At 52.6% G+C, this 24,795-nt stretch carries 32 protein-coding genes and 1 tRNA gene; all 33 read right to left on the bottom strand.

Translation table 11 applies throughout. The features are described 5' to 3' along the window. Window positions 1–232 precede the first annotated feature (232 nt). Window positions 233–400 carry a hypothetical protein gene (locus tag L1F29_RS11525; RefSeq protein ID WP_258388450.1) on the bottom strand — a complete coding sequence of 56 codons (168 nt, stop codon included), beginning with the start codon at window positions 398–400 and terminating at the stop codon, window positions 233–235. Window positions 401–468: 68 nt separating this feature from the next. Then, the gene (locus L1F29_RS11520; RefSeq protein WP_258388449.1) at window positions 469–1,251 is read right to left on the bottom strand and encodes a CheR family methyltransferase; all 783 of its coding nucleotides are present in this window, start codon (window positions 1,249–1,251) and stop codon (window positions 469–471) included. A 69-nt stretch (window positions 1,252–1,320) separates the two neighbouring features. Then, the gene (gene ndk, locus L1F29_RS11515) at window positions 1,321–1,764 is read right to left on the bottom strand and encodes a nucleoside-diphosphate kinase (RefSeq protein ID WP_258388448.1); all 444 of its coding nucleotides are present in this window, start codon (window positions 1,762–1,764) and stop codon (window positions 1,321–1,323) included. Window positions 1,765–1,793: 29 nt separating this feature from the next. Continuing rightward, the gene (locus L1F29_RS11510; RefSeq protein ID WP_258388447.1) at window positions 1,794–2,768 is read right to left on the bottom strand and encodes a polyprenyl synthetase family protein; all 975 of its coding nucleotides are present in this window, start codon (window positions 2,766–2,768) and stop codon (window positions 1,794–1,796) included. Next, window positions 2,765–3,625: a menaquinone biosynthesis protein gene (locus L1F29_RS11505; RefSeq protein ID WP_258388446.1), complete on the bottom strand. Its 861-nt coding sequence runs from the start codon at window positions 3,623–3,625 to the stop codon at window positions 2,765–2,767. The genes L1F29_RS11510 and L1F29_RS11505 overlap by 4 nt, the downstream gene beginning before the upstream one ends. Beyond that, window positions 3,588–4,238: a UbiX family flavin prenyltransferase gene (locus L1F29_RS11500; RefSeq protein ID WP_258388445.1), complete on the bottom strand. Its 651-nt coding sequence runs from the start codon at window positions 4,236–4,238 to the stop codon at window positions 3,588–3,590. The genes L1F29_RS11505 and L1F29_RS11500 overlap by 38 nt, the downstream gene beginning before the upstream one ends. Beyond that, window positions 4,232–5,107, bottom strand: a complete 876-nt coding sequence (locus L1F29_RS11495; protein WP_258388444.1) for a UbiA-like polyprenyltransferase — start codon at window positions 5,105–5,107, stop codon at window positions 4,232–4,234. Before L1F29_RS11495 ends, L1F29_RS11500 begins: the two co-directional genes overlap by 7 nt. Then, complete coding sequence (locus L1F29_RS11490; protein ID WP_258388443.1) at window positions 5,104–5,823, bottom strand: demethylmenaquinone methyltransferase; 720 nt, start codon at window positions 5,821–5,823, stop codon at window positions 5,104–5,106. Before L1F29_RS11490 ends, L1F29_RS11495 begins: the two co-directional genes overlap by 4 nt. Before the next feature lie 8 nt (window positions 5,824–5,831). After that, the gene (locus L1F29_RS11485) at window positions 5,832–6,701 is read right to left on the bottom strand and encodes a heptaprenyl diphosphate synthase component 1 (RefSeq protein WP_258388442.1); all 870 of its coding nucleotides are present in this window, start codon (window positions 6,699–6,701) and stop codon (window positions 5,832–5,834) included. Between the two features lie 148 nt (window positions 6,702–6,849). Then, window positions 6,850–7,386 (bottom strand): hypothetical protein, encoded by a 537-nt coding sequence (locus L1F29_RS11480; RefSeq protein ID WP_258388441.1) that lies wholly within the window; start codon window positions 7,384–7,386, stop codon window positions 6,850–6,852. A gap of 121 nt (window positions 7,387–7,507) precedes the next feature. Beyond that, window positions 7,508–7,729 (bottom strand): trp RNA-binding attenuation protein MtrB, encoded by a 222-nt coding sequence (gene mtrB, locus L1F29_RS11475; RefSeq protein ID WP_258388440.1) that lies wholly within the window; start codon window positions 7,727–7,729, stop codon window positions 7,508–7,510. An 88-nt stretch (window positions 7,730–7,817) separates the two neighbouring features. Then, window positions 7,818–7,894: transfer RNA gene (locus L1F29_RS11470), tRNA-Pro, on the bottom strand. Window positions 7,895–8,053: 159 nt separating this feature from the next. Beyond that, complete coding sequence (hbs, locus tag L1F29_RS11465) at window positions 8,054–8,329, bottom strand: non-specific DNA-binding protein Hbs (RefSeq protein WP_204816302.1); 276 nt, start codon at window positions 8,327–8,329, stop codon at window positions 8,054–8,056. 634 nt (window positions 8,330–8,963) lie between these two features. Beyond that, the gene (gene spoIVA / locus L1F29_RS11460; RefSeq protein ID WP_258388439.1) at window positions 8,964–10,442 is read right to left on the bottom strand and encodes a stage IV sporulation protein A; all 1,479 of its coding nucleotides are present in this window, start codon (window positions 10,440–10,442) and stop codon (window positions 8,964–8,966) included. 342 nt (window positions 10,443–10,784) lie between these two features. Next, window positions 10,785–11,516 carry a YphF family lipoprotein gene (locus L1F29_RS11455; RefSeq protein ID WP_258388438.1) on the bottom strand — a complete coding sequence of 244 codons (732 nt, stop codon included), beginning with the start codon at window positions 11,514–11,516 and terminating at the stop codon, window positions 10,785–10,787. Window positions 11,517–11,532: 16 nt separating this feature from the next. Beyond that, window positions 11,533–11,874: a 2Fe-2S iron-sulfur cluster-binding protein gene (locus L1F29_RS11450; protein ID WP_258388437.1), complete on the bottom strand. Its 342-nt coding sequence runs from the start codon at window positions 11,872–11,874 to the stop codon at window positions 11,533–11,535. Beyond that, entirely contained in the window at window positions 11,871–12,494 is a 624-nt protein-coding gene (locus L1F29_RS11445; protein WP_258388436.1) for a hypothetical protein, read from the bottom strand. The genes L1F29_RS11450 and L1F29_RS11445 overlap by 4 nt, the downstream gene beginning before the upstream one ends. Window positions 12,495–12,555: 61 nt before the next feature. Next, on the bottom strand, window positions 12,556–12,726 hold the full coding sequence (locus L1F29_RS11440) for a DUF2768 domain-containing protein (RefSeq protein ID WP_309252414.1): 171 nt from the start codon (window positions 12,724–12,726) through the stop codon (window positions 12,556–12,558). Window positions 12,727–12,943: 217 nt separating this feature from the next. Beyond that, window positions 12,944–13,222 (bottom strand): stage VI sporulation protein F, encoded by a 279-nt coding sequence (locus tag L1F29_RS11435; protein WP_258388434.1) that lies wholly within the window; start codon window positions 13,220–13,222, stop codon window positions 12,944–12,946. 63 nt (window positions 13,223–13,285) lie between these two features. Then, window positions 13,286–14,308, bottom strand: a complete 1,023-nt coding sequence (locus L1F29_RS11430; RefSeq protein WP_258388433.1) for an NAD(P)H-dependent glycerol-3-phosphate dehydrogenase — start codon at window positions 14,306–14,308, stop codon at window positions 13,286–13,288. Between the two features lie 12 nt (window positions 14,309–14,320). Continuing rightward, window positions 14,321–14,938 (bottom strand): glycerol-3-phosphate 1-O-acyltransferase PlsY, encoded by a 618-nt coding sequence (plsY, locus tag L1F29_RS11425; RefSeq protein ID WP_258388432.1) that lies wholly within the window; start codon window positions 14,936–14,938, stop codon window positions 14,321–14,323. 137 nt (window positions 14,939–15,075) lie between these two features. Then, complete coding sequence (der, locus tag L1F29_RS11420) at window positions 15,076–16,398, bottom strand: ribosome biogenesis GTPase Der (RefSeq protein ID WP_258388431.1); 1,323 nt, start codon at window positions 16,396–16,398, stop codon at window positions 15,076–15,078. A 160-nt stretch (window positions 16,399–16,558) separates the two neighbouring features. Beyond that, window positions 16,559–16,744, bottom strand: a complete 186-nt coding sequence (locus L1F29_RS11415; protein WP_258388430.1) for a capping complex subunit for YIEGIA — start codon at window positions 16,742–16,744, stop codon at window positions 16,559–16,561. Beyond that, on the bottom strand, window positions 16,737–17,663 hold the full coding sequence (locus L1F29_RS11410) for a YIEGIA family protein (protein WP_258388429.1): 927 nt from the start codon (window positions 17,661–17,663) through the stop codon (window positions 16,737–16,739). Before L1F29_RS11410 ends, L1F29_RS11415 begins: the two co-directional genes overlap by 8 nt. Before the next feature lie 3 nt (window positions 17,664–17,666). Continuing rightward, window positions 17,667–18,296, bottom strand: coding sequence for a YphA family membrane protein (locus L1F29_RS11405; RefSeq protein WP_258388428.1), 630 nt, complete (start codon window positions 18,294–18,296; stop codon window positions 17,667–17,669). 206 nt (window positions 18,297–18,502) lie between these two features. Beyond that, window positions 18,503–19,753 (bottom strand): 30S ribosomal protein S1, encoded by a 1,251-nt coding sequence (rpsA, locus tag L1F29_RS11400; RefSeq protein ID WP_258388427.1) that lies wholly within the window; start codon window positions 19,751–19,753, stop codon window positions 18,503–18,505. Between the two features lie 98 nt (window positions 19,754–19,851). Continuing rightward, on the bottom strand, window positions 19,852–20,430 hold the full coding sequence (locus L1F29_RS11395; protein ID WP_258388426.1) for a lysophospholipid acyltransferase family protein: 579 nt from the start codon (window positions 20,428–20,430) through the stop codon (window positions 19,852–19,854). Window positions 20,431–20,433: 3 nt separating this feature from the next. Next, the gene (gene cmk / locus L1F29_RS11390; RefSeq protein ID WP_258389670.1) at window positions 20,434–21,102 is read right to left on the bottom strand and encodes a (d)CMP kinase; all 669 of its coding nucleotides are present in this window, start codon (window positions 21,100–21,102) and stop codon (window positions 20,434–20,436) included. 180 nt (window positions 21,103–21,282) lie between these two features. After that, window positions 21,283–21,498, bottom strand: coding sequence for a hypothetical protein (locus L1F29_RS11385; RefSeq protein ID WP_258388425.1), 216 nt, complete (start codon window positions 21,496–21,498; stop codon window positions 21,283–21,285). Window positions 21,499–21,588: 90 nt separating this feature from the next. Beyond that, window positions 21,589–22,242, bottom strand: a complete 654-nt coding sequence (locus tag L1F29_RS11380) for a flagellar brake protein (RefSeq protein ID WP_258388424.1) — start codon at window positions 22,240–22,242, stop codon at window positions 21,589–21,591. 150 nt (window positions 22,243–22,392) lie between these two features. Then, on the bottom strand, window positions 22,393–23,727 hold the full coding sequence (gene ypeB / locus L1F29_RS11375) for a germination protein YpeB (RefSeq protein ID WP_258388423.1): 1,335 nt from the start codon (window positions 23,725–23,727) through the stop codon (window positions 22,393–22,395). A 105-nt stretch (window positions 23,728–23,832) separates the two neighbouring features. After that, window positions 23,833–23,991, bottom strand: a complete 159-nt coding sequence (locus L1F29_RS11370; RefSeq protein WP_258388422.1) for a hypothetical protein — start codon at window positions 23,989–23,991, stop codon at window positions 23,833–23,835. Between the two features lie 74 nt (window positions 23,992–24,065). After that, window positions 24,066–24,761 (bottom strand): glutamic-type intramembrane protease PrsW, encoded by a 696-nt coding sequence (gene prsW, locus L1F29_RS11365; protein WP_258389669.1) that lies wholly within the window; start codon window positions 24,759–24,761, stop codon window positions 24,066–24,068. Window positions 24,762–24,795: the final 34 nt, after the last annotated feature.

Genomic DNA, 24,795 nt, shown 5'->3' with positions numbered 1-24,795 from the left:
CGGTCGTTTCCAAGCCTTCCATCCGTTCCTTGCCTTATCCGTCCACTATGTATAATTACGTATAAATATACCCAAACATCTTTGCTCATTATAGTATAGCCTTGCCGGTTTGACAAGGAATTGCAAGCTTTCCCACCCTTGCCTACATCCGTGCTCCGTGCAGGCGAAGGATAGAAAAAAGCTGTCTTGGTGCCAGATTTCCGCACGTTCGACAGCTTGTAAATTGCCCCAACTATCCATTGACCGACTGCTTGCCGAGCTTCGCCTGCGAATCGGCATCCATACATGGATCATTCAGCAGACTGGATAGTTGTCCGATATCAAGACCCAATATTTGCGCGCATTCCTGCACGGTAATAAAGCCCCGGCGATATGCCGCGATCACTTGCCGCTTGTCCATAAGCACCCTCCAGATACATCATAATATGCTTAGTATCGGAGAAGTTGGAAATCCGTATACGCTGCGCTCTAGATGCTGCGCCGGTAGAAGAAGGTTTCCACGGACTCCAGTTCATATTGGGAAGGGCTGAAAATCTGCTCGGTGCTGCCGACGAAGAGCAATCCGCCTGGCTTCAGCGCCTTGGCAAATTTGTGATAGAGCATCTGCTTCGCTTCTTCGGTAAAATAGATCATAACATTGCGGCATACGATTAAATCGAATTGCGTATCGAACGTATCCTTCAATAAATTTTGCTGCTTGAAGGTTATTATTTTCTTTAGCCGGGCGTCGACCTCATAGAGATCAGGATTCTTCCGGATTAAATATTGGCCCAAATAGGCAGCCGGCACATCGCGGACCGAACGTTCGTGGTATTGAGCTTGCCTCGCTTTCTCCAGCACCAGGTTATCCAGGTCCGTCGCCAATATTGTCGTCGTATCCAGTATGCCCAGACGTGCGGCGATCATGGCCAGCGTGTAAGGCTCTTCGCCGGTCGAGCAGGCAGCGCTCCAGATCTTCAAGCGACCTGAACGTTTGATCATGTCGGGCAAAAATTTACGCTCCAGCGTCTCCCACCGGTTTGGATTCCTCCAAAATTCCGATACGTTGATTGTCATGCGGTCCAGAAACTCGTTAAACAGCTTCGAATCGCGCTGCATCGCATCCCAATAGGCAGCGAATGAAGTAAAGCCATACTTCATTCGGAGCGTTGTGAGCCTCCGTTTCATCTGAGCTTCTTTGTACTGCGACAGATCGATATCGGTTTTCGCTTTGATGTTCCTAATAAATTGTCCGAAATCCACGTCTTCCACGAGATAATCCCTCCGCCGACCCATGATGTCCATTGCTCTTGCCAGCGATAGAGCTAAGCTTAAAAGCAGTTAAATCCAGCGCTGTATCGTTTGCTTGTAATCCACGAGCTCTTCGGGCTTGAAGAAGATGCCGATTTCGCGGGCGGCGCTTTCTTCCGAATCGGAACCATGGATAAGATTGAATCTGGTATGTACCGCAAAATCGGAACGGATCGTACCCGGCGCAGCATCAAGCGCATCTGTCTTCCCGATAAGCGCACGCGACAGAGCGATGACATTGTCGCCCTGCCACACCATCGCAAATACGGGAGAAGCCGTTATGAAATCGACAAGCGGCGGATAGAACGGCTTGCCGACATGCTCCGCGTAATGACGCTCGGCAATTTCAGGGGTAACCATCATAAACTTCGCTGCAACGAGCTGCAATCCTTTACGCTCAAACCGCGAAACGATCTCACCGATCAGTCCGCGCTGTACGCCGTCAGGCTTTATCATTAGAAACGTTCTTTCCACGATTAAAAACCTCCCTGTGTCACTAGTGACTAGTAATTGCGCTTTGCTACGAAATGTGCGATGTCCGTTAAATTCTTCTTCGCCGGGATATGCGACAAGCCATCCAGCGCCGAGATCGCTTTGGTAATATAGCGGTCCGCCAGCGCCTCCGCGAATTGAATGCCTTCGCTCTTGCGAATAAGCTTCAAGGCCGGCTTCGTATCCCCTTCGCCGTCCGCTTCGCGAATCCGTTTGATCTCCTCTAGAAGAGGTCCGCGAATCGTATTCTCGCGCAGTGCGAGCAGCACCGGAAGTGTAATATTCCCTTGTCTAATATCGGAACCCGGCGGTTTGCCGATTTGCTTCTCCGTCCCGAGCAAGTCCAGAAGATCATCGCGAATCTGGAACGCCATCCCGACATTGTAACCGAACCGGTACAGCCGGTTCGCAACGGTCCATTCGGCGCCGGAGGCGACGGCCCCCAGCTGACAGCTGATGGCGATCAGCAGCGCGGTCTTGCGGCGGATGCGAAGCATATATTCGCGGATCGACTGCTCGGTGTTGAAGAAATCGCGGATCTGCTCCATCTCGCCGATACACATTTGTACCATCGCTTTGGCCAGAATCTGATGGATCAGCGGATTGCCCAGATCGGTAACGACGGACAGCGCCTTGCCATAAATATAATCGCCCGTGTACATGGCAATCCGGTTGTCCCACTTGGACTTCACGGTCAATTGTCCCCGGCGAGTATCCGCATTGTCGATGACGTCGTCATGGACGAGCGACGCCATATGGATCAGCTCCAGAGGGACCGCCACTTTCTTCAGAACCTCCAGCTCGTAGTTCCCGAACTTGCCCGCAAGCAGCACGAAGACCGGGCGGATTCGTTTCCCACCCGCTTTCAGCAGATGCGTCGATGTCTCGGTAAGCAGCGCATGGTCGGATGTGACGGTACGCGCTAGCTCACGCTCGATAACATCGAGATCGCCTTTCATTTTGGCATATAAGTCAAGTAGTTTCATTCGTTCACCTGCATGGCAGTTTGGTCTTCGACAACCTGCATCCGGACCGTCGTGTCCAACAGTCCGAGCTGCTTCGCATAATCGAAGTATAATGCTAAGCCGTTCTGCTCGCTCGGACCAAAATCGTAGTGGAGCTCGTGAAAGTAGCGGTTCCAATACGAGAGGGAGCCTCCAAGCTGCTCGCAAGCTTTACTCATAAGCGGAGCGAGATCGCTTAAGCTTCTCCGCTTGCTGCCCGTTAATGCCCGCAGCACTTGAGCAACGGCTTCCGGATCGGCTGCCGCCGTTTCTTTGCGCACGGCAACCAGCGCAAAGGTCATGCCGAAACCTGTCCAGGTTTTCCACAGCTCGCCGAGATCGATAACAGTCATCCCTTCGCTGCGCCATGATTCTTTTATCGCCGTATCACCGATTAGTAACGCAGCGTCAGCCTGCTCCAGCATCTTGTCAAGCGTTGGCTCCATGGTGATATAGGATGGATTGGCTTTGTAATACAAAGACATAATAATTTTCAGCAGATTGACCGACGTGGCCGAGGTTGCCGTCAACGCGATCCGCCCTTGCAATACGCGCTCGAGCGGCTCACGCGTGAACAATAGAATGGAATTGACTCTGCCTTTGGCGCTCACGGACAAGTCCGGCAGCAGCAAGTAATCATCCGCGTTCTGTGCATATGCGAAGGAAGACATCGACGTAATATCCAGCTTTCCTTCGCGAAACGCCTTATTCAGTTCTGACGGCACCCGTTTAACAACAACAAAGCGTTCCTGCGGCAGCTTGTCCTCCGCATAATGAAAAATTGGCCATACATTCGCATAATCAATCCGTCCGATGGTGATCGGGCGACTTAGCCCCATGCTGCTCATCTCCCCATCTTCTGTACAAATCGTGATCTATTGGTATTTGATCCAGCACCTTGCCGACGAGAAAGTCAATCATATCCTCCATCGACTGCGGACCATAATAGAATGCCGGCATAGCCGGAATGAGCTTGACGCCCAGCCTGGCAAGCTTCAGCATATTCTCCAGGTGAATGGCATGCAGAGGCGTTTCCCGCGGCACAAGCATAAGCTTGCGGCCTTCCTTCAGCATAACATCCGCAGCCCGGGTCATCAAATTATCGGAGCTCCCGTGCGCAATCGATGCGAGCGTACCCATCGAGCAGGGCATGATGATCATGCCTTCCGCGCGGTAGGATCCGCTCGCAATCGAAGCGCCTATATCTCCATTCGGATGATATATAAGCGAGCCGGATGCCATGGCATCCCCGAATCTGGCTTCAAGCGCCGCTTGCCGCTTGGCCGCTACCCAGCCCAGCTCCTCCTTCAATACGCGCCAGCCGGCATCCGTAATAACAAGATGAACTTTGATCCCGGAGCTGATAAGCATCTCGATGAGACGGATGCCATAGATTGCGCCGCTGGCACCCGTTATGCCTACTGCCCAACGGGACTCCGTCCGCGTTACCATGTACGAAGCACCACCAAGTCAAGCAGCGTGAAGGCGAACAATACCGTGCTGAGCCAGCCGTTCATCGTGAAGAAGGCTGTCTGGACCCGGCTGATATCGCTTGGCTTGACCAGCCAGTGCTCGTAGAACAGTATTCCTGCCGCAATGACCGTACCTGCCAGATAGCCCCAGCTGAGCGGCGTCATGGCGAACAGGAGGAAGAAGCCCGCCGCGGTAATGATGTGAAATCCGCGGGCCATTCTGAGCGCGTTCCGAAGCCCGAAACGAGCCGGAATGGAATGAACGCCGTCCTTCCGGTCAAAGTCGAAATCCTGACAAGCATAGATAATATCGAAGCCGGCCAGCCAGAACACGACGGCGATATAGAGGATCCAAGCCGCGGTATCGAATGAACCGGTAACGGCTACCCACGCGCCAAGAGGCGCAAGGCCGATCGTCAGCCCCAGCACGATATGGCAGAGCCAGGTAAAGCGCTTTGTATACGAATACAGCACCAGCATGAAGACCGCGATCGGCATTAACTGTATGCAGATGGGCTCCAGGCGAGATGATGCCAAGAACAATAATACGAATGATACCGCGCTGAATAGAAGAACCTCGCTTACGCGCAGAAGTCCGGCCGGAATCGCCCTCATCGCCGTCCGCGGGTTCCGTTTGTCGATCGCGCTGTCAATGACTCGGTTGAGACCCATAGCAGCGCTTCTCGCGCCAATCATCGCCAGCAGAATCCATCCGATCTCTCCCCATTCCGGCAGCCGGTTCTCCATGACGACGGCTCCCAGCAGCGCTCCCATAAAGGCGAACGGCAGGGCGAAGATCGTATGCTCAAACTTGATCATTTCCAGAAAAATACGCAGTTTGCGAATCATGCTCCGTCCGTCCCCTTCGTTCCGATGTGCAGGCCTGCAATACCGCCGGTAAGCGGATAAGCCTGTACGTTCCGGAGACCGATCTTGCGGTAAATCTCCGCAAGCTCATTAAGATCCGGGAATGTCTTCAATGATTCCGGAAGCCACTTGTACTGCTCATAGCGCTTGGCGACCAATTTGCCGATCAGCGGCAAGATACGTTCAAAATAAAAGTAGTATATGGACTTGAACGGCTGATGAAGCGGCTTGGACAATTCCAGACAGACGATCTGCCCGCCGGGCTTGACAACCCGTTTCATCTCTTTAAGCACCTGAACCAGATCCGGTACGTTGCGAAGACCGAATCCGATCGTTGCATAATCAAAGCGGTTATCCTCGAACGGAAGCTCCATGGCATTGCCGTGGATCAGAGAGATTTGGCCTTCCAATCCTTCACGTTCAACCTTCAGCTGTCCCACATCAAGCATATTGCGGCTAAAGTCGAGGCCGACGGTCGGCCCGTTCACGCTGGCGCGCGCAAGCGCTATCGTCCAGTCGCAGGTGCCGCAGCAAAGATCAAGGGAGGAGTCGCCTTGTTTAAGGCCCATCTTGCGCATCGTAAACTTGCGCCATGCTTTATGCCTGCGAAAGCTCATCAGATCATTCATGAAATCATACTTCGGCGCAATGCTTTGAAATACGGAGTGGACATGCTGTTCCTTCGAATTCGATTGCATCTGTTCGTTCACCTTCTTTCGCCTAGCGCCGGTGCTGTCGGCATAAGCGGACGCATGAATGTTTCTCCGATTTGCGCAAGCTCACGGACGAGCTTATCGGAATCCAGACGCGCCGCCGCCGCTTGAATGCTTGTAACGGAATGCTTCAGCTTCTCGGCTAATTGGCTTCTGATATCGTATTTCGTTACTAACAATTGAATAAAAGTCGGTTCGCTATTCTTCTCCGCAAGTTTCCGCTTCTCTTCTTCCGTTCCTTCGCACAGCACATGCCAGTAGCCCCAGCTCCCTGTAAACATCTCGGGCTTGTCGCTCTTGGCCAGCTCCTCCAGAACCGCTTCACAGCGGCCTACGCTGAAAAGCGCCTCCGACCACGGCTTTACGAACTTGTCGTCCAGAATGCCGGTGAAGGCGTGGAAAACCTCTGTCTTCACCATGGCGCTTTGATTCAAATATTCATCCGCGCTTAACTTCAGCTGTTTCATGCGCATATACAAATTGATCTTCAGCCGGTTCACCTCGCATACACGATCGCTGATGAGACGAATCATATCGATCTGCCCGGCTTGCGCCAGAAGCTGAAAAAACCGGCTGCTGAAGTAGTCGCCGGCTAGCACCTTCAACTGACGGGAGCGCATCTCGCGTTCGTTCACGCGTCCCGAATCGGAGTCGATCCGATCGTGGGTATCCATACCGAGCTGAACCAGGGATACAACAAGAGAATACAGTTCGCTGTGCAGCAGAGGCGTGCGCTGATTGGCCAAAAAAGCGAAAAGCAGCCGAATCCGCGAATCGGGAAAGGCCGGGAGCTCGGTATGCTTTTGGATCATGTCGTATTCTACATATTTTTTTGCCATTTCGTATATTTTGTTCGGTTTCATCCGTCAAGCCTCCGGGCAGAGCAGCGAAAGTCTTGCTGTTCTATAATCTAAATTATTATAGCATGTTGTATTTCATTGCGCTACAAGCCGGGGACGGCTCAATTCCAGCAGAATTAGGGAACGAAAGCCGTCCTGACCGCGTGCCTGGTCACATTCCATTGTCCTGGACGAATGACATGCGCAGCCGCTGTCTCCATATGTAATCGGTGTAAGGCTGCGCTTTATCCAATTCGGACAACTCCGTCCCGATCCATGGATCGGTTCGGCGCACATCGACGGCCGCCTGAAGCAGCAGCTTCCCCGGTTCACTTGTCGGGTCTCCCTCGGCAATATATCGGACCAGCACCCGGTTGACATTGTCCGTCTGGACGAATGCCAGGTACAGCAGCCGCTCCAAATCCGCCATCCAGTCCTGCGAATCCTCCGCATTGCCATTCACCGACAAATCAAGGGATAGAACCCCCTGCTTCCAATCGACCTTCCGGATCGGCAGCTGTAATTGGAGTCCGATCATCGAATCGACCAAATTGCCGGAGCTGAGCCGCGTAATCGGCGCCGCATGAAAGACGGCCACCTCGCTGCGGTCCTTATCCTTCCGCTGTTCGGCGAACGGCACTAGCGTCAGCAGTACGGCTGCAGCCGCTGCGACCATCGCCGCCGCCAGGAACCTCTTTCCTATTCGCATAACCTGAACGCCTCCGTACATCGAATGTCCTACACTCTTATTGTACAAAGAAAAAAAGCAGGCTATGCCTGCTTGGACGAACGGAACAGGAAACGTGTTATGCGGCTGCTATCAACGGCATCTAGGTCTCGGTTTCAATGACTCCATGTTTCGTAGTTACGGTTGCATTGCCGCGAATTTTGATAGCCGACGTATGATCCGTAAATTGAACGATCAATACCTCATTCTTATCCAGCTTCTCCGTATGATGAAACTTCGTATCCGTACCGCGTGTCAAGCCGATGACTTGAACGCCTTGCGCCTTGGCCTTAATCACGATGTAGTCGCTTTCCGAAGCACTCATGAACACATCTCCTCTCATCACGTTACATTTTAAAAAAACTGCCTCCCGAACAAATCATCCGGACGGCAGTTATGGCTTATTGTATGCATGGTCGGGTGTACCGGATTTGAACTGGCGACCTCTACCACCCCAAGGTAGCGCTCTACCAAGCTGAGCTAACACCCGACAAGAACCGGGATATAGACCGGCGTACGTTTACGCTGGATTCCCGAGAACTGCAAGGATGAGTCTACTGGATTTGCATCCCGATGTCAATAGTCTCGGGTAAAAAAACGTCCGAATGCATAGGCATTCGGACGTTAGCGGCGCCAGCGGCGCAGACAATTATTGGGATACCAGATCTTTCAGCGACTTACCCGCTTTGAACGAAGGGATCTTGCTCGCTGGAATGTCGATTTCCTGACCTGTTTGCGGATTGCGTCCTTTACGGGCTTCGCGGCTTTTCACCTCGAAGTTTCCGAAGCCGACGAGTTGAACTTTGTCCCCGCCTTGCAGTGCGTCGGAGATCGCATCGAATACAGCGTCAACCGCTTTCGAAGCGTCCTTCTTGGAAAGGTCGGTCAATTCAGCCACTTTCGCAATTAGTTCCGTTTTGTTCATTTTCATTCACCTCCCCTTACAGCGCTTCATTATCATTCTGTTTAACCGAAACGTACAAAAATATACCTTCAAGTCCCGGAAGAAGCGATTCGTTGCCTGATGATTGCGATACTCACCGGGGCAATGATTCAGAAAATGGTACGATGTGAAATCCATTCCTGCTGAACCATGAACAAACTTATAGTAATACAGACATATTAGAATTTCAAGAGGGAGAGCCGTTTTTACCGCGTCAGACCTAGATTTTCACGTCTTTTTACGGTGCAAATGGATGAAAGTAGCAGCTTCTGGATACAAGAAGAATAAATGGAGTATCGGCAGCAGTTCAAACGGCCCTCGTCCTTAAGCTGGTTGATCAAGCAGCGTACGTGTTGAAGGATTCCAATGGCAATCAACCGAACCGATGTGTAAATCGATATCCTCACGATGCTAGCCGTTCAAAATATCGCCTAAAATAGAATATCGGTCAGGACCAGGGAAAAGTTTATGCTGCCTGTAAATATAGCAATCATAAATGCCTTATCGTATTATCCCGGTTTCATGTCGTATGCCAGGATCGGAGAAAGATTTGTCGATCCCTGTCCCAAACAATCGAAAAGAGGGCACGCCCCTCGGCGCACCCCTTGTCATAAACTTATAATATGATCGCAATCAAGCCGCCCGATCCTTCGTTAATAATGCGTCCAAGCGTCTCCTGCAGCTTGTAGCGCGCGTTGTCCGGCATCATCGCGATTTTCCCCTGGATGCCTTCTCTTACGATGGAATGGAGGGAGCGGCCGAACATATCGGAATCCCACACCTTGATCGGATCGTTCTCGAAGTCCTGCATCAGATACCGGACGAGCTCCTCGCTCTGCTTCTCCGTTCCGATGATCGGCGCGAATTCCGATTCGACATCGACACGGATCATATGAATCGAAGGAGCCGTCGCTTTCAGCCTGACGCCGAAGCGCGAGCCTTGACGGATCAATTCCGGCTCATCGAGCTCCATCTCCGCAAGCGTAGGGGCCGCGATGCCGTAGCCTGTCGTTTTGACCATCTCCAGCGCTTCCTGGAACCGGTCGTACTCCCGTTTCGCATGCGAGAACTCCTGCATGAGCTGGAGCAGATGATCCTTGCCTCGAATTTCGACGCCCACGACTTCCATCAGAATCTGGTCGTATAGTTCGTCCGGGGCATAGAGGTCGATCTCCGCGACGCCTTGCCCCATATTCATGCCGCTGAGTCCGGCCCGGGCAATAAAGTCATACTCCATAAACTGGCTGACGACCCGGTCGACGTCACGCAAACGGCGAATATCTTTGACTGTATCCCGAACCGAGTGCTCATAATTGCTGCGCAGCCAATGCTGGTCGTTCAGCACCATGACCCAGCTCGGAAGATTGACGTTCACTTCGTGAACAGGAAACTCGTAGAGCACTTCGCGAAGAACGGACATTACGTCTTCTTCACCCATGCTGGCGACGCTCATCGTCATTACCGGTATATCGTATTTCGCCTGCAGCTCGTTGCGAAGCTGGAGCGCTTCGTCGCTCCGCGGTCTCGTGGAATTCACGATGAGAACGAATGGCTTGCCGACTTCCTTCAGCTCATTCACGACGCGCTCTTCGGCTTCTACATAAGAGCTGCGGGGGATTTCGGCAATCGTGCCATCCGTCGTGACGACGACCCCCAGCGTAGAATGCTCTTGAATGACTTTACGCGTGCCGATCTCGGCTGCTTCCTGGAACGGAATCGGCTCCTCGAACCAAGGTGTCGTAATCATCCGCGGGCCGTTCTCGTCCTCATAGCCTTTGGCTCCTTCCACTGCGTACCCAACGCAATCCACGAGCCGGATGTTCACGTCGAGGCCTTCGGCGACCCTCAGCTGCACAGCCTGGTTCGGTACGAATTTCGGCTCCGTCGTCATGATTGTTTTGCCTGCCGCGCTTTGCGGCAGTTCGTCAATCGCTCTCACACGATCGGCATCATTCGTAATGTTCGGCAGAACAACCGTCTCCATGAACCGTTTGATGAAGGTTGATTTGCCTGTGCGGACCGCACCGACAACGCCGAGGTAAATATCCCCGCCGGTTCGTTCGGCAATGTCCTTGAAAATGTCCACTTTCTCCACTGATATCCCCTCCCAATCGAATTTCGCCAGTACATGGACGTACCGTTACTGCCGCGTTGCCTCCTGCTGTGTAGTCGTCAGGGTCCGCCGCCTAACCGCCGCTCTTTAAGCAGGGCGGCGACGCAACTCGTACATGAATTTGGACTAGTAATAGCTTATTGCGCGAATGTCCCAAATATGACGACTGTTCCTGAAATCTTTCGTTTCTTCCCCGTTCCTTAAGGCTCCGCCCCTTCCAAGATTGAGATATATGAGAGAAACGGCTCTCCTATGCCAAAAATATAAGAGCACAACAAAATACCCCCGCACGGTCCGCGTACGGGGGGAACATAAGAAACCGCGTTATTCGTTTATGACTGCTTGAGGCTCGCCGTCGACAAGATAATAGGCAGCCGACTTGACCGGCACGAAATCGGAGCTCTCGACAAGCAATTCCCGCAGGTCCTGCTCAGGGCCTGGCTTTGCGCCTTCCAGCTTCGTTAACGCTTGGGTAATATCGATACCGTAATCCACATATACCTTGCCTTCCGCATCCATCATCGTTCCGAGCGTCTGACCGGAGAATACGCTGCGGATGTCGGGCTCGCTCGTGCCCAGCTTCTTGTAATCGATGCGCTTGAAGCCCGGATAGACGGACTCTCCCACCGGCAGCTTGCCGCCGTTCTTGTCCGCATAGTTTTTGAGAGCGATCTGAACGTCGTTTATCCGTTGATAGATAACGAGATTCATAAGCTTGATCGTAGGATCCTTCTCTTCGTCTATGATCAAATAATAGTAGCTGCCGCCCTTCTCATAGGCCGTGGTCGGAATGTCGCTTATATATTTCATCCGCTGCAGCTTATCGAAGTCCACCAAATATTTTTCATACAGCGGGGTATCGGGCTTGCTGTTCTGGATCGGCAGCAGTCCGGTATCCTTCTGATATTGATCGATAACGGTCTGTACGTTCAGAATCGCATCCTTGGCCGGTCTCTGGTTCTGTTCCAGCTGATCGTCCGGATACAAGCATCCGGAAAGCGCGATTGACATGATGGCGATCAGAAGCGCAGATACCGCGCTTTTCATTCGAAACATTCTTACGTCCTCCTATTTACCACAATTCATCTTCTTCGGCCTGCCGCATCAATTGCTTCCGGACGGCAGCCTTAAGCGGGTCCTCGGGAACCTCGACCGTCGCACGGCCTGTAATCTTCGTCTGGCAGGCAAGCCGCATTCCCTGCTTGTCGAGCCCGGCTATCTTGCGTCGTTCGATTTCGCTGAGCGGAGACAGTCCTGCTCCGTTCGTCGTGATCTTGCACATGAGACAAGCGGCCTTGCCGCCGCATCGCGTACGAATCGCGACGCCTGCTTTCCTTGAAGCATCGAGCACAGTCGTTCCTGCGCGTACCGCAACCTTGCGGCCGGATGGAAGAAACGTGATGTCAACATTCACTGCAGCTCCTCCGTTCCTGATTGGCCTATCCAAGCATGCACAAGCTTGACCATATCCGTCGTGAATGCATTACGCGCTTCGATCTGCCGGAATGCGCTCATATGAGCTTCCGGCTCGGCTCGCACCGCATCCGCGATCAGCTTGATCCGGTCATTGCGCTGTCGCAGTACATTGAACCACAATTCATGCGCGAGCGGAACGATGCCGATTCTCCGTTCCATGCAAGCAAGCGTAAGCTGCAGCTCCTGAAGCTCTTCTCTTACTTCAACAACATATTTGCCTGCGGCGGCTGTTACGACAAAGCCGCCAACCAATTCGACCTGTACGCCGTGAATCAGGTAATGACTGAGTTCCGAACGGTATAACGTACTAATGCTTACCTTGGGCTCATCTATCGCATACGCCCGCAGCGCTTCATGAAGCAGCGCGGCATCGCGGCTATCGGCATATAAATCCAGATCGCGGGGTGGCACATCCAGCTTCAGCCCGCGCAGCATCAAGCCTGCGCTGCCGCCGACAAGCCATACCGCATCTGTTCGAGATGCCGCGTCGGCTATAACGGCCAGCGCCTGGCGGATTGACTCTGTTCCTTCCACCCGCTTCACTTCCTTTGCATTCATATATAAGGTCTGCCCTGTACGGGCATCAGTCATGCCTTCCTTATGTAGATTCGGCGCTTGCTTATATAATGGATATAAAGCCTAGAATCCCGCCGACGATCAGACAAACAAAAGCGACGGACGACATAATAAATCGAATCACGCCCTTAAACTTATATCGCGCCCATGTGATTAGAAGTGCCGCTAACGCCATTAACCCGATCCCGATTAAAGATACCCACATTTTTGTCATTGCATCCACGTTGATTCACGCCACCTTGTCCGATGAATATTCGTTCTATTATAGCATCTGTCCGTTACATTCGGCTACTTTTAGCCCTGTATCCTGAATATAGATGGCAGCGCAGAGGAGTTGAATAAAGAAAAAGGACATCAGCGAGAAGCGGTTGCTGACGGCAATTCGCCGGGCATGCCTTCGACTTTATGTCCTTATCCATCATTATTTCATCTTATTTCATCATCATTTTCATCAGCGATTCGATATTGCTCATATTTATACCGCTTTTCTTCACGGCGCTGACAATGTCGTTGATCGTACTTTCCGCTACCGGCACTTTAGCCACAGCTGCCACTTGTTTGATCAGCTGGCGGAGCTCCGCTTCGTTCTTTATCGTATCCGCCGTAACGCCGTTGGCAAGCTTCTTGACGGCATTCTCTGATATCGTATTGCCCGTTTTCTTGTTCACTGCGTTCAAGACATCTTTAGATAAGTTTTTGTTGTCGCTCATACTTCCCCTCCTAACAAGTGCTGATAGCATCATATGAGGAGAGAAAGCGATTGGTGTAGGCGCTTATGGAGCCGCAATATCTTCCATTTCGTGCGTTTTTCCGCGGCCCATTAAATCTTCGACGGCCGTCCGCGGCGGCTTGCCCTCGAACAGGACGCTGAAGAGCTGTTCGGTGATCGGCATCACGACATTGTAAGCCGAGGACAATTCGCGCGCGGCATTCGTTGTCCGCACTCCTTCGACAACCATGCCCATTCGTTCCAGCACTTCGTCCAGCGGCAGCCCTTCCGCGAGCATCGAGCCTGCACGCCAGTTGCGGCTGTGCTTGCTTGTGCAGGTAACCACCAGGTCGCCAACGCCGGCAAGTCCGGCGAACGTCGGCGGATTAGCGCCCATCGCAATACCAAGCCGGGTAATCTCAGCCAGTCCCCGGGTCAGAAGTGCAGCCTTCGCATTATCGCCGAATCCTAGACCGTCCGACAGTCCTGCGCCTAATGCGATAATGTTCTTGATGGCGCCCGCGACCTCCACGCCGATTACATCCGGATTTGTATACACTCTGAAGAAAGGAGTTATGAACGCATCCTGCGCTAGTTCGGCCGATTGCTGGCATGCGGACGCTACGACAACTGTAGTGGGCTGCCGCTTGACGACCTCCTCCGCATGGCTCGGACCCGAAATAACGATGAGCTTCATCGGATCGGTCTTCAATTCTTCGGCAAGAACCGTCGTCATCCGCTTCAAGCTTCCCGTTTCGAACCCTTTGGTAGCATGAACGCAAAGAGCATCCTGCTCTATGTATGGAGCCGCCTGCTGCGCCACCTGCCTCATGGCGGATGAGGGAGCGGCGAACAGCACAAGCTCAGCGCCTGTCACTGCGTCCTCCATGAGGGTCGTTGCCCGTATGGCATGCGGAAGCGTCACATCCGTAAAAAATTTATGATTCGTGTGGTCTTCATTGATTTCCCTAACCTGCTCTTCGTTTCTAGACCACATCATGACTTCAAAACCGTTATCCGTCAGCACGGTAGCCAATGCCGTTCCCCAGCTGCCGGCGACCAATACGGCCGCTTTGCGTTTTGTCATGCGTACACCCCCTTACCCTTTTCGCGCACCGAGCTTGTTCTCATTGCCTTGAATCAGCTTCACGATGTTGCTCCGGTGACGCCAGAAAGCGAATAGACATATGATCAGGCTTGCCCACAATAACGGCATAGGCTTGTCCAAGAGCCAAATAAAGACCGGCGTAAGCGCGGCAAAAATCAAAGAACCAAGCGATACGAAACGGGTGATTACAATCGATATAATTGCAATTACGCCGGCAATTAATGCAGGCACGAATGCGAGTGACGCAATCACGCCGATCGTCGTCGCGATTCCCTTGCCGCCCTTAAAACCGAACCAAATCGGCCAATTATGGCCTGCAATGGCTGCAAGCCCGCACAGCACCGGCGTCCATTCGCCCCCGGCAAGCAGGCTTCCGATCGTAACCGCGGCCACGCCTTTCGCAATATCGAGCAGAAACACGGCAATAGCCGGCCCTTTGCCGAGAATGCGGAGCGTATTCGTCGCACCTGCATTTCCGCTGCCATGATTGCGAATATCAATGCCCTTCACCCATTTGGCAATTAAGATACTGAATGAGATCGAACCTATTAAATAACTAATCACAATCCCGATGACTGTCAACACCGTTGTTCTCTCCCCCTGGACCATAGCGAACCTGCAGATGAATCCGTGAATTCACGTTTATCCCCACGAAAAAACGCCCAAAGGGCTCTAGCGGATAGAACCCCATTGGACCTGAAGCCTAAGTTGTAGCCGAAACTTCCGTAAGTGAAAGCCTCCTGCGCCTAATCCTCATCCGATTTCTTTCGGGTGTAAATCCGGATTGGCGTGCCTTCGAAATCGAAGGCGGCGCGGATTTTATTCTCCAAGTAGCGTTGGTAGGAAAAATGCATCAGCTCCGGATCGTTGGCGAACAACACGACCGTCGGCGGCTTCACCGCAACTTGCGTAGCATAATTGATCCTCAGGCGTCTGCCTTTATCCGTCGGAGGCGGGTTAATCGCGATCGCATCGGATACGACGTCATTGAGCAGATGAGTTTGAATACGCAGGCTATGCTGCTCCGAAACATGGTTCACAACGGGGAGCAGCTTATGCAGGCGCTGTTTGGTCTTGGCGGACAAATAGACGACCGGAGCATAGGTCATGAACAGGAAATGGTCGCGTATTTTTTGCGTGAACTGCTGCATTGTCTTGTCATCCTTGTCGATGACATCCCATTTGTTCACGACAAAAACGGACGCTTTCCCCGCTTCATGCGCATAACCGGCGATATGCTTATCCTGCTCAATGATGCCTTCTTCACCGTTAATGAGAATAAGCGCGACATCTGCGCGTTCAATCGCCTTCAGCGCACGCATGACGCTGTATTTCTCCGTCGTCTCGTACACCTTGCCGCGTTTGCGCATGCCCGCCGTATCGATAAGCACGTACTTCTGGCCGTCGCGCTCGAACGGGGTATCGATCGCATCCCGCGTCGTACCCGCTACATCGCTGACGATCACTCTCTCTTCGCCGAGAAGCGCATTCACCAACGAGGACTTCCCGACGTTCGGACGGCCGATCAAAGCAACCCGGATCACATCGTCTTCGTAATGCTCCTCTTCAAGCTCCGGCAGCCGCGCGACCGCAGCATCCAGCAAATCGCCGATACCCATTCCATGCGCGCCGGAAATCGGGATCGGATCGCCGAATCCCAGGCTATAGAACTCGTAAATATCGTCATGTCGATTCAAATTATCGACTTTATTGACAGCGACAACAATCGGTTTGCGGGATCGCAGCAGCATCTGCGCGACCTCATCGTCCGCGTGGGTCAACCCGGCTTTGGCATCAACCATGAAAATGATGACATCTGCTTCTTCGACAGCCAGCTCCGCTTGCATGCGGACTGACTTCATAATCTCATCTTCACCATCAATTTCAATGCCTCCGGTATCCACAATACTGAAGGCCCTGCCATTCCATTCTCCGGTACCGTAAATACGATCCCGTGTGATGCCGGGCTTGTCCTCCACAATCGCTAACCGATCGCCGATCACACGGTTAAAAATCGTAGATTTCCCCACATTCGGCCGCCCTACTATGGCGATAATGGGTCTAGACATCGACTTCACTCCTCAAGCGTAAACGTAATCGTATCATAAAGCCTAGCTCCGCAAGGAACGCATAACGACCCCTCGCTTGCACATGACTAACGGTAACGAACGTTTATCAAAATACTCACGACTACCATCATAGCAAAAAACAGCGGCCTTGGCTAACATTTCATTCCTGCCTATGATCAACCAAAATAAACGTTCCGTTCTTCAAATCATGTGTGGTCGCATCCAATATTTTTTCCAACAAAAAGGCGGTGGATTCGCGTTTATTTGCATCCGCTTCCACAAAGATCGGGGCCCCGCCGCCCACAGAACCCCCGTCAATTGCGACAATAGCCACAATTCTAGCCATTTTGGCCCTCCTCCCCTTGATTCACGCTCGCCTCTGTCGGCATCCGGACGGCAGACTCCAAAATAGGGACACGCTGCGCCACGGCTTTCGCCTTCTCTGCATCCTGCTCCTGCGGTATAAGAAAGATCGCCAGACGTCCATCTTTCATATCCAGCTTCGCCATCGGAACGAGAGCCGGCTCTCCGTCATCACGGAACACGCCGAGTATCGTAGACAAATCATAGAGGAGCGCTTGCCGCTGGCCCAAATTGCTTAGCGTTGCTTTGCCGTTCGCGTTATAGGGCGTTAACACCAAACCGATCCCCCGCTTTGCGATTAGATCCTGGTTGGATGACAGCCCCACGTTCATGATATAAACATCGTCGACAAACAAATCGGGGCCATCGATTCGTACCGCGGCTGTATCCACGCGGGCAATATGGGATATCGTCTTACCTGCTCTCAGCTTTCGGACGATGAGCAGCGAGAGCAATCCGGCTGCCACGCCATACAGAACGCCTAACGAAATCGAGGCGAGGCTGGTCAGTAATGCGGACAAGATGACCAAATAGTTGCGCCCTTCAAACACCATCGCGATGCCTTCGATATAGGTCGCTCCGCGCGGGACCAGCTCTTGGCTATCAATTTTCGACAGCGTCTCCCTCTCCATCTTGCGGACATCCCGGAATTGCTGAGCAGCCAGCGTGAGGAACGTTATGGCTGTATAGTCCTTCTTGTACAGTGCCGGAACAGCAACCGCTCCAAGGGCTGCGGCGATTACGCCAAGCGAGATGTGAATGATCCGCCCATGCGGATACGTCGGATACTGCCGGTAATCCGTTCGCAGCATGAATAGCCGTGATATGGTGCCGAATGCAAGACCGAGCAATATGCCGTAAAGCACATGATGCGGCTGACCGGACATGAATGACTTCCACATGATTTACGAACTCCCTCCCCGCTGCCGCCGCTGCCAATAGCCCTCTGCAGCCCGCCTTGGGCCGCGGCGAAATCCGGTTTTCAAATTCCAGACCATACGCGCGGTGATAAGCGCAATTGCCACACCGTCCCACCAGGCGGCTGACCCGAGCGTGACGACCGTTGTATGCCGTCCTGCAGCGCTGCTGAATTCCGCAATCGCCGCCGCTAGCGTTACGATCCCATAATGGTAACGAAACCGGTCGGTGAGAAGGCCCGCCAGCAATCCGGCCATCAGCGGACCGTCCCATTTCGGATTCATCAGGATGAAGACAGGATCCATGGCGTACATCGTACGAATCCACAGCCATACGGTACCCGCCAGCATCGTGCATAAGATGACGAATACCGTCTGCATCGTATTCCGGACGGATACAACCGCAATAATGGCCGTAAGAAGCGCCCACCCGGCGCTGCCCCGCAGCATAATATCCGGGCCGACCGGTATGAATACCGGATGTAGAATGGCGGCGACGCATAGATAGATCAAGACGGACCGCCCCGAAATCCGGCCGGCCACATGGCGCTGCCAGCCCGTACAAAACAAGATGAGTCCGATCGACAGCAGCCAGACTGCGATAAATCCCTCATTCATCTGCATATCACCTCACGATTTCCCTATTATGCGCATCATCCCCTTCCCCTAATCGATAAAAACAAAAAGAAACTACGGGCTTGGCCACATGACGGAGATTGGGTTGTCTTCGGAAGAAAATAGAAGCAAGGAGCCATTAAAAAAACCGCCAACGAAGCAGATATCTGCTCCATTGGCGGCTCAAGCCGTTCATACGGCTCAACCAATTATTTCAATTTGCTCAGTTTATCGCCGAAACGTTCAGCCAACGTGAAGCTCATGCCTTCGTTGCTCAGGCTTACGTTCGGATTGTCGATTTTCTCGATTTTCGGTCCACGGTCGCGGTCACGATCGCCGCGTGGAGCTCTTTCGGCTCTTGGCGCTTGTTCAGGCGCTTCTTCCGTTTCTTTGATGCTCAAGCTAACGCGCTTCTCGGCCGGGTTAAAGTCGAGAACTTTCGCTTTAACTTCCTGACCCTCAGTAACGACCTCATGCGGCGTTGCCACATGGCGGTGAGCCAGTTGAGAGATGTGTACCAGACCTTCGACGCCAGGAGCGATTTCAACGAAAGCACCGAACGTTACGATACGGCGGACCGTACCGGTAACGATATCGCCGGTATTGAACTTGTCGCCAGCCGTTTCCCAAGGACCAGGCTCGGCTGCTTTCATGCTGAGGCTGATTTTGCCCAATGCCGGATCTACCTTCAGAACCTTCACGCGAACCGATTGACCTTCGGAAACGATGTCCTTCGGATGCGCAACATGCTGCCAAGAAAGCTCGGAAACGTGAACCAGTCCGTCGATTCCGCCGATATCTACGAATGCGCCGAATGGCGTCAAACGCTGCACGGTGCCTTCAAGCTCTTGGCCTACTTGAAGCTCGCTCATAATTTTTTGCTTGTTTTGCTCGAATTCGGCATCGAGCACTTCTTTCTGGGAGAGAATCACTTTATTGTTCTCGCGGTCGATTTCTTTCACTTTTACGCGAAGCGTACGCCCCTTGTAATCGCTGAAATCTTCTACGAAGTGACGCTCAACCATGGATGCAGGAATGAATCCGCGAACACCGATATCCGCGACGAGTCCGCCTTTTACGACGTCGGCTACTGTTACTTCGAACACTACGCCGTTGTCGAAACGGGATTGAAGTTCGTCCCAAGCGCGCTCGCCATCGATTTGACGTTTGGAAAGGACAAGCTTCTCCTTCTCGTCATCGATGCTTACCACTTTCAGCTCGACTTCTTGGCCGACTTCAGCAGCCTCAGCTGCGTTGTCCAGCTGAATCGAGGATAATTCGCGAAGCGGAATGACGCCGTCATATTTATATCCAAGGCTAACAAACACTTGGTTATCTTCAATCTTGACGATCGTACCTTTTACCGTGTCGCCTTTCTTAACGGACACGAAATTATCCATTGCTTCTTGGCTGATCGTTTCCGCTGCTGCGGTTTCTTGCACATTTGTTTCTTCTGACATTTGAAATACCTCCTCAATTCATACCCCAACTTTATTTAAACGTACGCTCACAAACTTGAATCAGTTCAGTTTCACGCACCGTCTAAAACAATCCAACATTATCCCTTTTTTACCATTTCGCGAATATTGTCCATAATGGCATCTGTAATACGCTCCAGCACATCGGTAGAAGAATCCTCATTTATGATAGCTGTCAGATCGATCGGCTGGCCGTAACGGATTTGCATTTTTCTAAACAGACGATAATCGCCGATGATGGCTACAGGAATAACGGTCGCTTGACTGCGCATCGCAATCATGGCAGCGCCTTTCTTGCCCATACCGGTGGCAGCGTTGCGCGTGCCTTCCGGGAAGATCCCCATCACGCCGCCCTCTTGAAGCAGGGCGATCGCAGAACGGATCGCTTCCTTGCTGACCCCTCCCCGTTTGACGGGAAACGCGCCGAGCTCGCGAATGAACGGTCCGAATAGCGGCACTTTGAATAGCTCCGCTTTCGCCATGTAATGAACCTTGCGGTTCACTTTGGTCCCTACTGTCGTAGGATCCAGCAGACTAATGTGATTCGAGCAGAGGACGACCGGACCGGTTGCCGGAATATTCTCAAGCCCGCTTGCTTCGAATCGGTACAGCACGGCATAGATGACACGGAGCAGGCTGCGGCAAATGCTGTATAACATAGTTTACTTCGCCTCCGCCGTTTTGGTTCGGCTCAAGTCTATAATAACTTCAACGACTTGGTCGACCGTCAAATCCGTACTGTCCACGACGACGGCATCCTTGGCGCGAACCAAAGGCGCATGCACCCGTTGTTCATCGCTTCGGTCGCGGTCGGCGATTTCTTGCTCCAGCTGCGCGAGCGGTACCTTCTGGTCTTCTGTTAATTCCTGAAATCTTCTCAATGCCCGGGTTTGCACGCTTGCGGTAAGAAACACTTTCAATTCCGCATCCGGAAGCACATTCGAACCGATGTCCCGGCCGTCCATGACGACGCCCTTGGCGGAAGCAAGCTTGCGCTGCAAATCGACGAGCTTCGCGCGAACCGCCTCATGCGAGGCCACCTTCGATACGCGGAGCGTAACGTCGCGCGAGCGAATCTCCTCGGTCACATTCTCACCGTTCAACAGCACGGTTTGGCCGTTAACGCCCGGCTCCAGCCGGATATCCAGCCCGGAAATCAGCGTTCCCAGCCTGTCCGGTTCATCCGGATCGACACCTGCCCGATTGGCGGCAAGCGTTACCGCACGATACATCGCGCCGGTATCAATGTAAACATAGCCGAGTTGCTCGGCGACTTTGCGGGCAACCGTGCTCTTGCCTGCACCTGCAGGCCCGTCGATCGCCACGTTCATCCGCACGCTGCAAAGTCTTTCATCCTTGCTCAACGATGTGTGACCTCCTCGAAAGCCGAAAACGGCTTGTCAGCCTAAGCCTTGAAGAGCCTGGCTCCTAAGCATCAAGAAAAAAGCAGGCTCTGCCTGCGGTTGTGAAAATTATACCACACTGGACATGGAAGTGCAAAGAACGCGAACCTACTGGAAGGAGGTTCCTTCAAGCCGGTCCACGCCCGTTACCCACCTTCTAACCGCCCCGGACTGCATGGCCACCTGACTGATAACGACTGCAATCAGAAGCGTTATGACAATTTTTTTCAATATTTCGGTTACGTCGTCGGACAGCTTCGCGAGCCGTTTCGAGTGCGTATCCGCCGGGCGCCGTTTGCGCGGCTTCAGACGATTCACGTTCATAAGAACTCCCCATTTCTATCGTTTGGGGATAGTTTTTCCATGAAACGCTTCCTTATGCGCCCCGGCAAAATCACACGTATTTATATCCCGCTATCTTTTGCGGACATCCAGCTGCCGTTCAAAGCAATACCGAATGATTTTTTGCCTCTCGCCGTCCGTAATACTGACATACTTGGCCATCACTTGAATCCGTCCCGTCTCCAGCTTCTTGACCCGGACGACCTCCGCCTTGAACTGCGTGTGCTCGATCGAGCCGTTCCGGTAAGGCACAAGCAGCCAGCAATCAAGCTCAGTCTCCGGTTTGATCGGCCACCTGCCATCGCATAGGAAAGAGATGCCTCCGCCGCCGACATCGTCCGTCATGCCAAGAAAGCGGACATGGTCCGAAAGCCTGATCGCGATCTCCAGCTCCGACGCAACTCGCAGAAAATGTCGGCGTTGAATCTTCGTAATCGAATCCGGATCCGGCTTTTGTATGCGGACGAGCCGGACGACATCCTCCTTAAGACCAAGCACATGGGAGTTAAAATAGTGCTTTACGCCGTCATGGGTCAAATAATAAGCAGACAGCTCATCGCCGAGAAACAGACGTTTATAACGCCCCGTCCCTTCCAGAACAGGGATTTCAATCAGAAGCTCGTTATCGCTCCCGTCTGCAATTCTCGACTTGTACTCCAGTGCGGCTTCCTCTTCGTCGGATGAAGCCACCTGCAGGTATATGATTTGGTTTACTTTCGGCAGCATGGCCCTCGCCCCTTCCATTTCTAGATTATAGCAGGATGTCGAATTATGGGGAAGACGGAATGAGGCGCTGTCTTTTCCAGAGGATGGAATACGAAAATGGCTGAACAGGTTGGAGCGCCTGTTCAGCCATTGTTTGGTTCATGCTTGCGTTTATTTGGGCAGCTGCTCGATCGATTCTTCCATGCCTGTTTCGGCATTGATAAAGATTCGATAATCTGCCCCGTTGATAGAGCCGGTAAAATCGTAACAGAGCACTTCATCGCCAACTTCATTCAAGATCATGGCAAGATTCTCTGTTTTCTGCTTCAAATCTGGATTGATGAGCTTACGGGCTTCGGCCGAGGAAAGCTTCGGCTTCGGTATTTTGCGGGTATGGTGCTCATAAATGTAATCCGCTGCCTGCAGGCCGATCGCTTCCCCGTTGTCCAATGCAACCTTAACCGTTAATTTCTCCGGATAGATCAATACGCCGTTCTGTTCAGCGACACATGTGAGGGTTGCGACCTTGTCGTACTCGTCATATTGGATTGCCTTCATCCCATCGTAACCGTGCCGGCCCAAGAATTCCATCGCTTTGGTTTCAGCCTGCTTCACGCCCAGCTTCTTCTGTCCGATGTCCCGAGGATCCATATAGTAGATCAACTGGCCGCCCTTTTGCGTAAAGTCCATTTGGATCGTACGATTGGACTGCGGCTGCTGGACCGTCGCGGTGTAGGATGTGAATTCGGTGCCCTTCCCATTCTCAACGACACGAATGGCTTTCATGTCCTGGGTGCCGGTAAATTTAGCAGCCAGCTTCTTGATGTCCTCCGGCGTTTTCTTCGGGCCTCCAAGCATTTGCGCCGATCGTTTCTGATACATGCTGGAGACGGACGGCCCCCAGTTGATCTCCGGATATTCGCCTACCTTTTTATCCATGGTTTTGAACCCGTCGATAATGGAGTTGTCCATGTTGGAGTTCTCCGACGCGAGCGCGAGCTCTACATCCATCCAGCGCAGATTGTTGGCCAGCACCGTGCTCTGCACGCCTGACAGCTCTTTGGAAATTTGCTCGGAATTCGCATAGAGCGTCTTCAGCGTCTTGTATTCATCTGATGAAAGCGGCTGTTTGGTCAAGTCGCGCACAGATGTTTTATAAGCGAAGTTGGACATTTTGGACAGGAACTCTTCCGTTTTGTTGAACGGCAGCAGCGTGAGCGGCAGCTGATTGATTTCACTCTGGGCCTCGCTCGTCATTCGCCACACATTCACGAGTCCTTTGCGCTGGGACCCTTGTGAGGCTGTATGAACCGCCAGCGTTTTGCCAAGCTCCCGGTTCACCTGCTGGACATGGTAAGTCAAGCCATGGAATGCGCGCTGGTATTGGTTCTCCGCTTTGATCAAGATGGAGTTCTTCTCCTGATGCTCTTGGTATCCCCAATATATGGAGCCAATAAAAAGCAGCGACATGACGGGAAACAAAACCGCGCTTAATCGTTGGTACATAAGACAAAAGCTCCTTTCTTGTGCAAAACCTGGTGTTAGTTTGGTTTGCCGAAAGGAGCTTTATGCATGTTTTTTTGATTTTGGGGCGGAATTCGTGATCCGAAGCTATAGTGCCAGCTCTTCGATTTCGAAATCCAGGGTGTTATTGCAGATGCACTGCTTGAAGCCCGTATCGATCTGACCCTTCTCCCGGCGGCCGCGCAGCACAAATTTCTCGCCGCACGCCCGGCACCGGATCGCTACTTTAACACGTGGCGAATTCATCATTACCTCCTCGTCCCTAATGCGAAAGCCGTTAATTTTCGAAAAACCCGACTTCCTTATTATGGACGGGAACGCTATAACTTAACCTCTTCCTCGCGGCCCAGAATCCGAAATGGCGATCTTGCATTGGCCCGGTTCATCTTCCGCAAGCCCTTCACCCATAAATACAGCATGAGCGGCACGATGAACCAGATCCAATAAACGGTTCCGGAGCCCATAATCCAATCATAGACCCCATGCTCCAGCACAGGCAGCATAAATGAGAGCAGAAGGAACTTGCGAATTCCGGTTCCGCTCGCGAACTTCGCTTTGCCGAAGTAATAACCCATCGTTACGCCGAACAAGGCATGCCCCGATACCGGCAGGAACGCCCGTATAAGCAGCGGGCCGAATGAAGTCGGCTGATTAACGGCATAGAGCACATTCTCGACGGTAGCGAAGCCGAGCGATACCGCCACCGCATATACAATTCCGTCATACGGCTCGTCAAATTCCGTATGATTATAAATAATATGATACAGGACGAACCACTTGACCAGTTCCTCAACCCCGGCCGACACGATAAAAGAGAATACGAACGGATTATCGCCCCACCACAGGACAAGCCCCCGTTGGATGACCATAATCGGCAGGACGATCAAGAAGCCGAGGAAAAATACTTTGACGACCACATGAACGGGCTCCGCATCGTACCGGTCTTTGAGGTAGAAATAAGTAAGCAGCGCTACGCCAGGTGCAATTGCCGCCGTCAATATGGATAAAACCAGCATCATCCTTGTTCATCACCTCCTGCTGCGGTCGCTG

Origin of the sequence: Paenibacillus spongiae (genome assembly GCF_024734895.1) — a bacterium.
GTDB lineage: Bacteria > Bacillota > Bacilli > Paenibacillales > Paenibacillaceae > Paenibacillus_Z > Paenibacillus_Z spongiae.
Note: the sequence above shows the minus strand (reverse complement) of the source record. Positions and strands in the feature narration are given on the sequence as shown.

Excerpts from the sequence above, each read along its gene's own strand:
- L1F29_RS11525 (WP_258388450.1), bottom strand. The coding sequence starts at position 400 with ATGGACAAGCGGCAAGTGATCGCGGCATATCGCCGGGGCTTTATTACC.
- L1F29_RS11510 (WP_258388447.1), bottom strand. The coding sequence starts at position 2,768 with ATGAAACTACTTGACTTATATGCCAAAATGAAAGGCGATCTCGATGTT.
- L1F29_RS11505 (WP_258388446.1), bottom strand. The coding sequence starts at position 3,625 with ATGGGGCTAAGTCGCCCGATCACCATCGGACGGATTGATTATGCGAAT.
- L1F29_RS11500 (WP_258388445.1), bottom strand. The coding sequence starts at position 4,238 with ATGGTAACGCGGACGGAGTCCCGTTGGGCAGTAGGCATAACGGGTGCC.
- L1F29_RS11495 (WP_258388444.1), bottom strand. The coding sequence starts at position 5,107 with ATGATTCGCAAACTGCGTATTTTTCTGGAAATGATCAAGTTTGAGCAT.
- L1F29_RS11490 (WP_258388443.1), bottom strand. The coding sequence starts at position 5,823 with ATGCAATCGAATTCGAAGGAACAGCATGTCCACTCCGTATTTCAAAGC.
- L1F29_RS11485 (WP_258388442.1), bottom strand. The coding sequence starts at position 6,701 with ATGAAACCGAACAAAATATACGAAATGGCAAAAAAATATGTAGAATAC.
- L1F29_RS11480 (WP_258388441.1), bottom strand. The coding sequence starts at position 7,386 with ATGCGAATAGGAAAGAGGTTCCTGGCGGCGGCGATGGTCGCAGCGGCT.
- mtrB (WP_258388440.1), bottom strand. The coding sequence starts at position 7,729 with ATGAGTGCTTCGGAAAGCGACTACATCGTGATTAAGGCCAAGGCGCAA.
- hbs (WP_204816302.1), bottom strand. The coding sequence starts at position 8,329 with ATGAACAAAACGGAACTAATTGCGAAAGTGGCTGAATTGACCGACCTT.
- L1F29_RS11455 (WP_258388438.1), bottom strand. The coding sequence starts at position 11,516 with ATGTTTCGAATGAAAAGCGCGGTATCTGCGCTTCTGATCGCCATCATG.
- L1F29_RS11445 (WP_258388436.1), bottom strand. The coding sequence starts at position 12,494 with ATGAATGCAAAGGAAGTGAAGCGGGTGGAAGGAACAGAGTCAATCCGC.
- L1F29_RS11440 (WP_309252414.1), bottom strand. The coding sequence starts at position 12,726 with ATGACAAAAATGTGGGTATCTTTAATCGGGATCGGGTTAATGGCGTTA.
- L1F29_RS11435 (WP_258388434.1), bottom strand. The coding sequence starts at position 13,222 with ATGAGCGACAACAAAAACTTATCTAAAGATGTCTTGAACGCAGTGAAC.
- L1F29_RS11430 (WP_258388433.1), bottom strand. The coding sequence starts at position 14,308 with ATGACAAAACGCAAAGCGGCCGTATTGGTCGCCGGCAGCTGGGGAACG.
- plsY (WP_258388432.1), bottom strand. The coding sequence starts at position 14,938 with ATGGTCCAGGGGGAGAGAACAACGGTGTTGACAGTCATCGGGATTGTG.
- der (WP_258388431.1), bottom strand. The coding sequence starts at position 16,398 with ATGTCTAGACCCATTATCGCCATAGTAGGGCGGCCGAATGTGGGGAAA.
- L1F29_RS11415 (WP_258388430.1), bottom strand. The coding sequence starts at position 16,744 with ATGGCTAGAATTGTGGCTATTGTCGCAATTGACGGGGGTTCTGTGGGC.
- L1F29_RS11410 (WP_258388429.1), bottom strand. The coding sequence starts at position 17,663 with ATGTGGAAGTCATTCATGTCCGGTCAGCCGCATCATGTGCTTTACGGC.
- L1F29_RS11405 (WP_258388428.1), bottom strand. The coding sequence starts at position 18,296 with ATGAATGAGGGATTTATCGCAGTCTGGCTGCTGTCGATCGGACTCATC.
- rpsA (WP_258388427.1), bottom strand. The coding sequence starts at position 19,753 with ATGTCAGAAGAAACAAATGTGCAAGAAACCGCAGCAGCGGAAACGATC.
- L1F29_RS11395 (WP_258388426.1), bottom strand. The coding sequence starts at position 20,430 with ATGTTATACAGCATTTGCCGCAGCCTGCTCCGTGTCATCTATGCCGTG.
- cmk (WP_258389670.1), bottom strand. The coding sequence starts at position 21,102 with ATGAACGTGGCGATCGACGGGCCTGCAGGTGCAGGCAAGAGCACGGTT.
- L1F29_RS11385 (WP_258388425.1), bottom strand. The coding sequence starts at position 21,498 with ATGAACGTGAATCGTCTGAAGCCGCGCAAACGGCGCCCGGCGGATACG.
- L1F29_RS11380 (WP_258388424.1), bottom strand. The coding sequence starts at position 22,242 with ATGCTGCCGAAAGTAAACCAAATCATATACCTGCAGGTGGCTTCATCC.
- ypeB (WP_258388423.1), bottom strand. The coding sequence starts at position 23,727 with ATGTACCAACGATTAAGCGCGGTTTTGTTTCCCGTCATGTCGCTGCTT.
- L1F29_RS11370 (WP_258388422.1), bottom strand. The coding sequence starts at position 23,991 with ATGAATTCGCCACGTGTTAAAGTAGCGATCCGGTGCCGGGCGTGCGGC.
- prsW (WP_258389669.1), bottom strand. The coding sequence starts at position 24,761 with ATGCTGGTTTTATCCATATTGACGGCGGCAATTGCACCTGGCGTAGCG.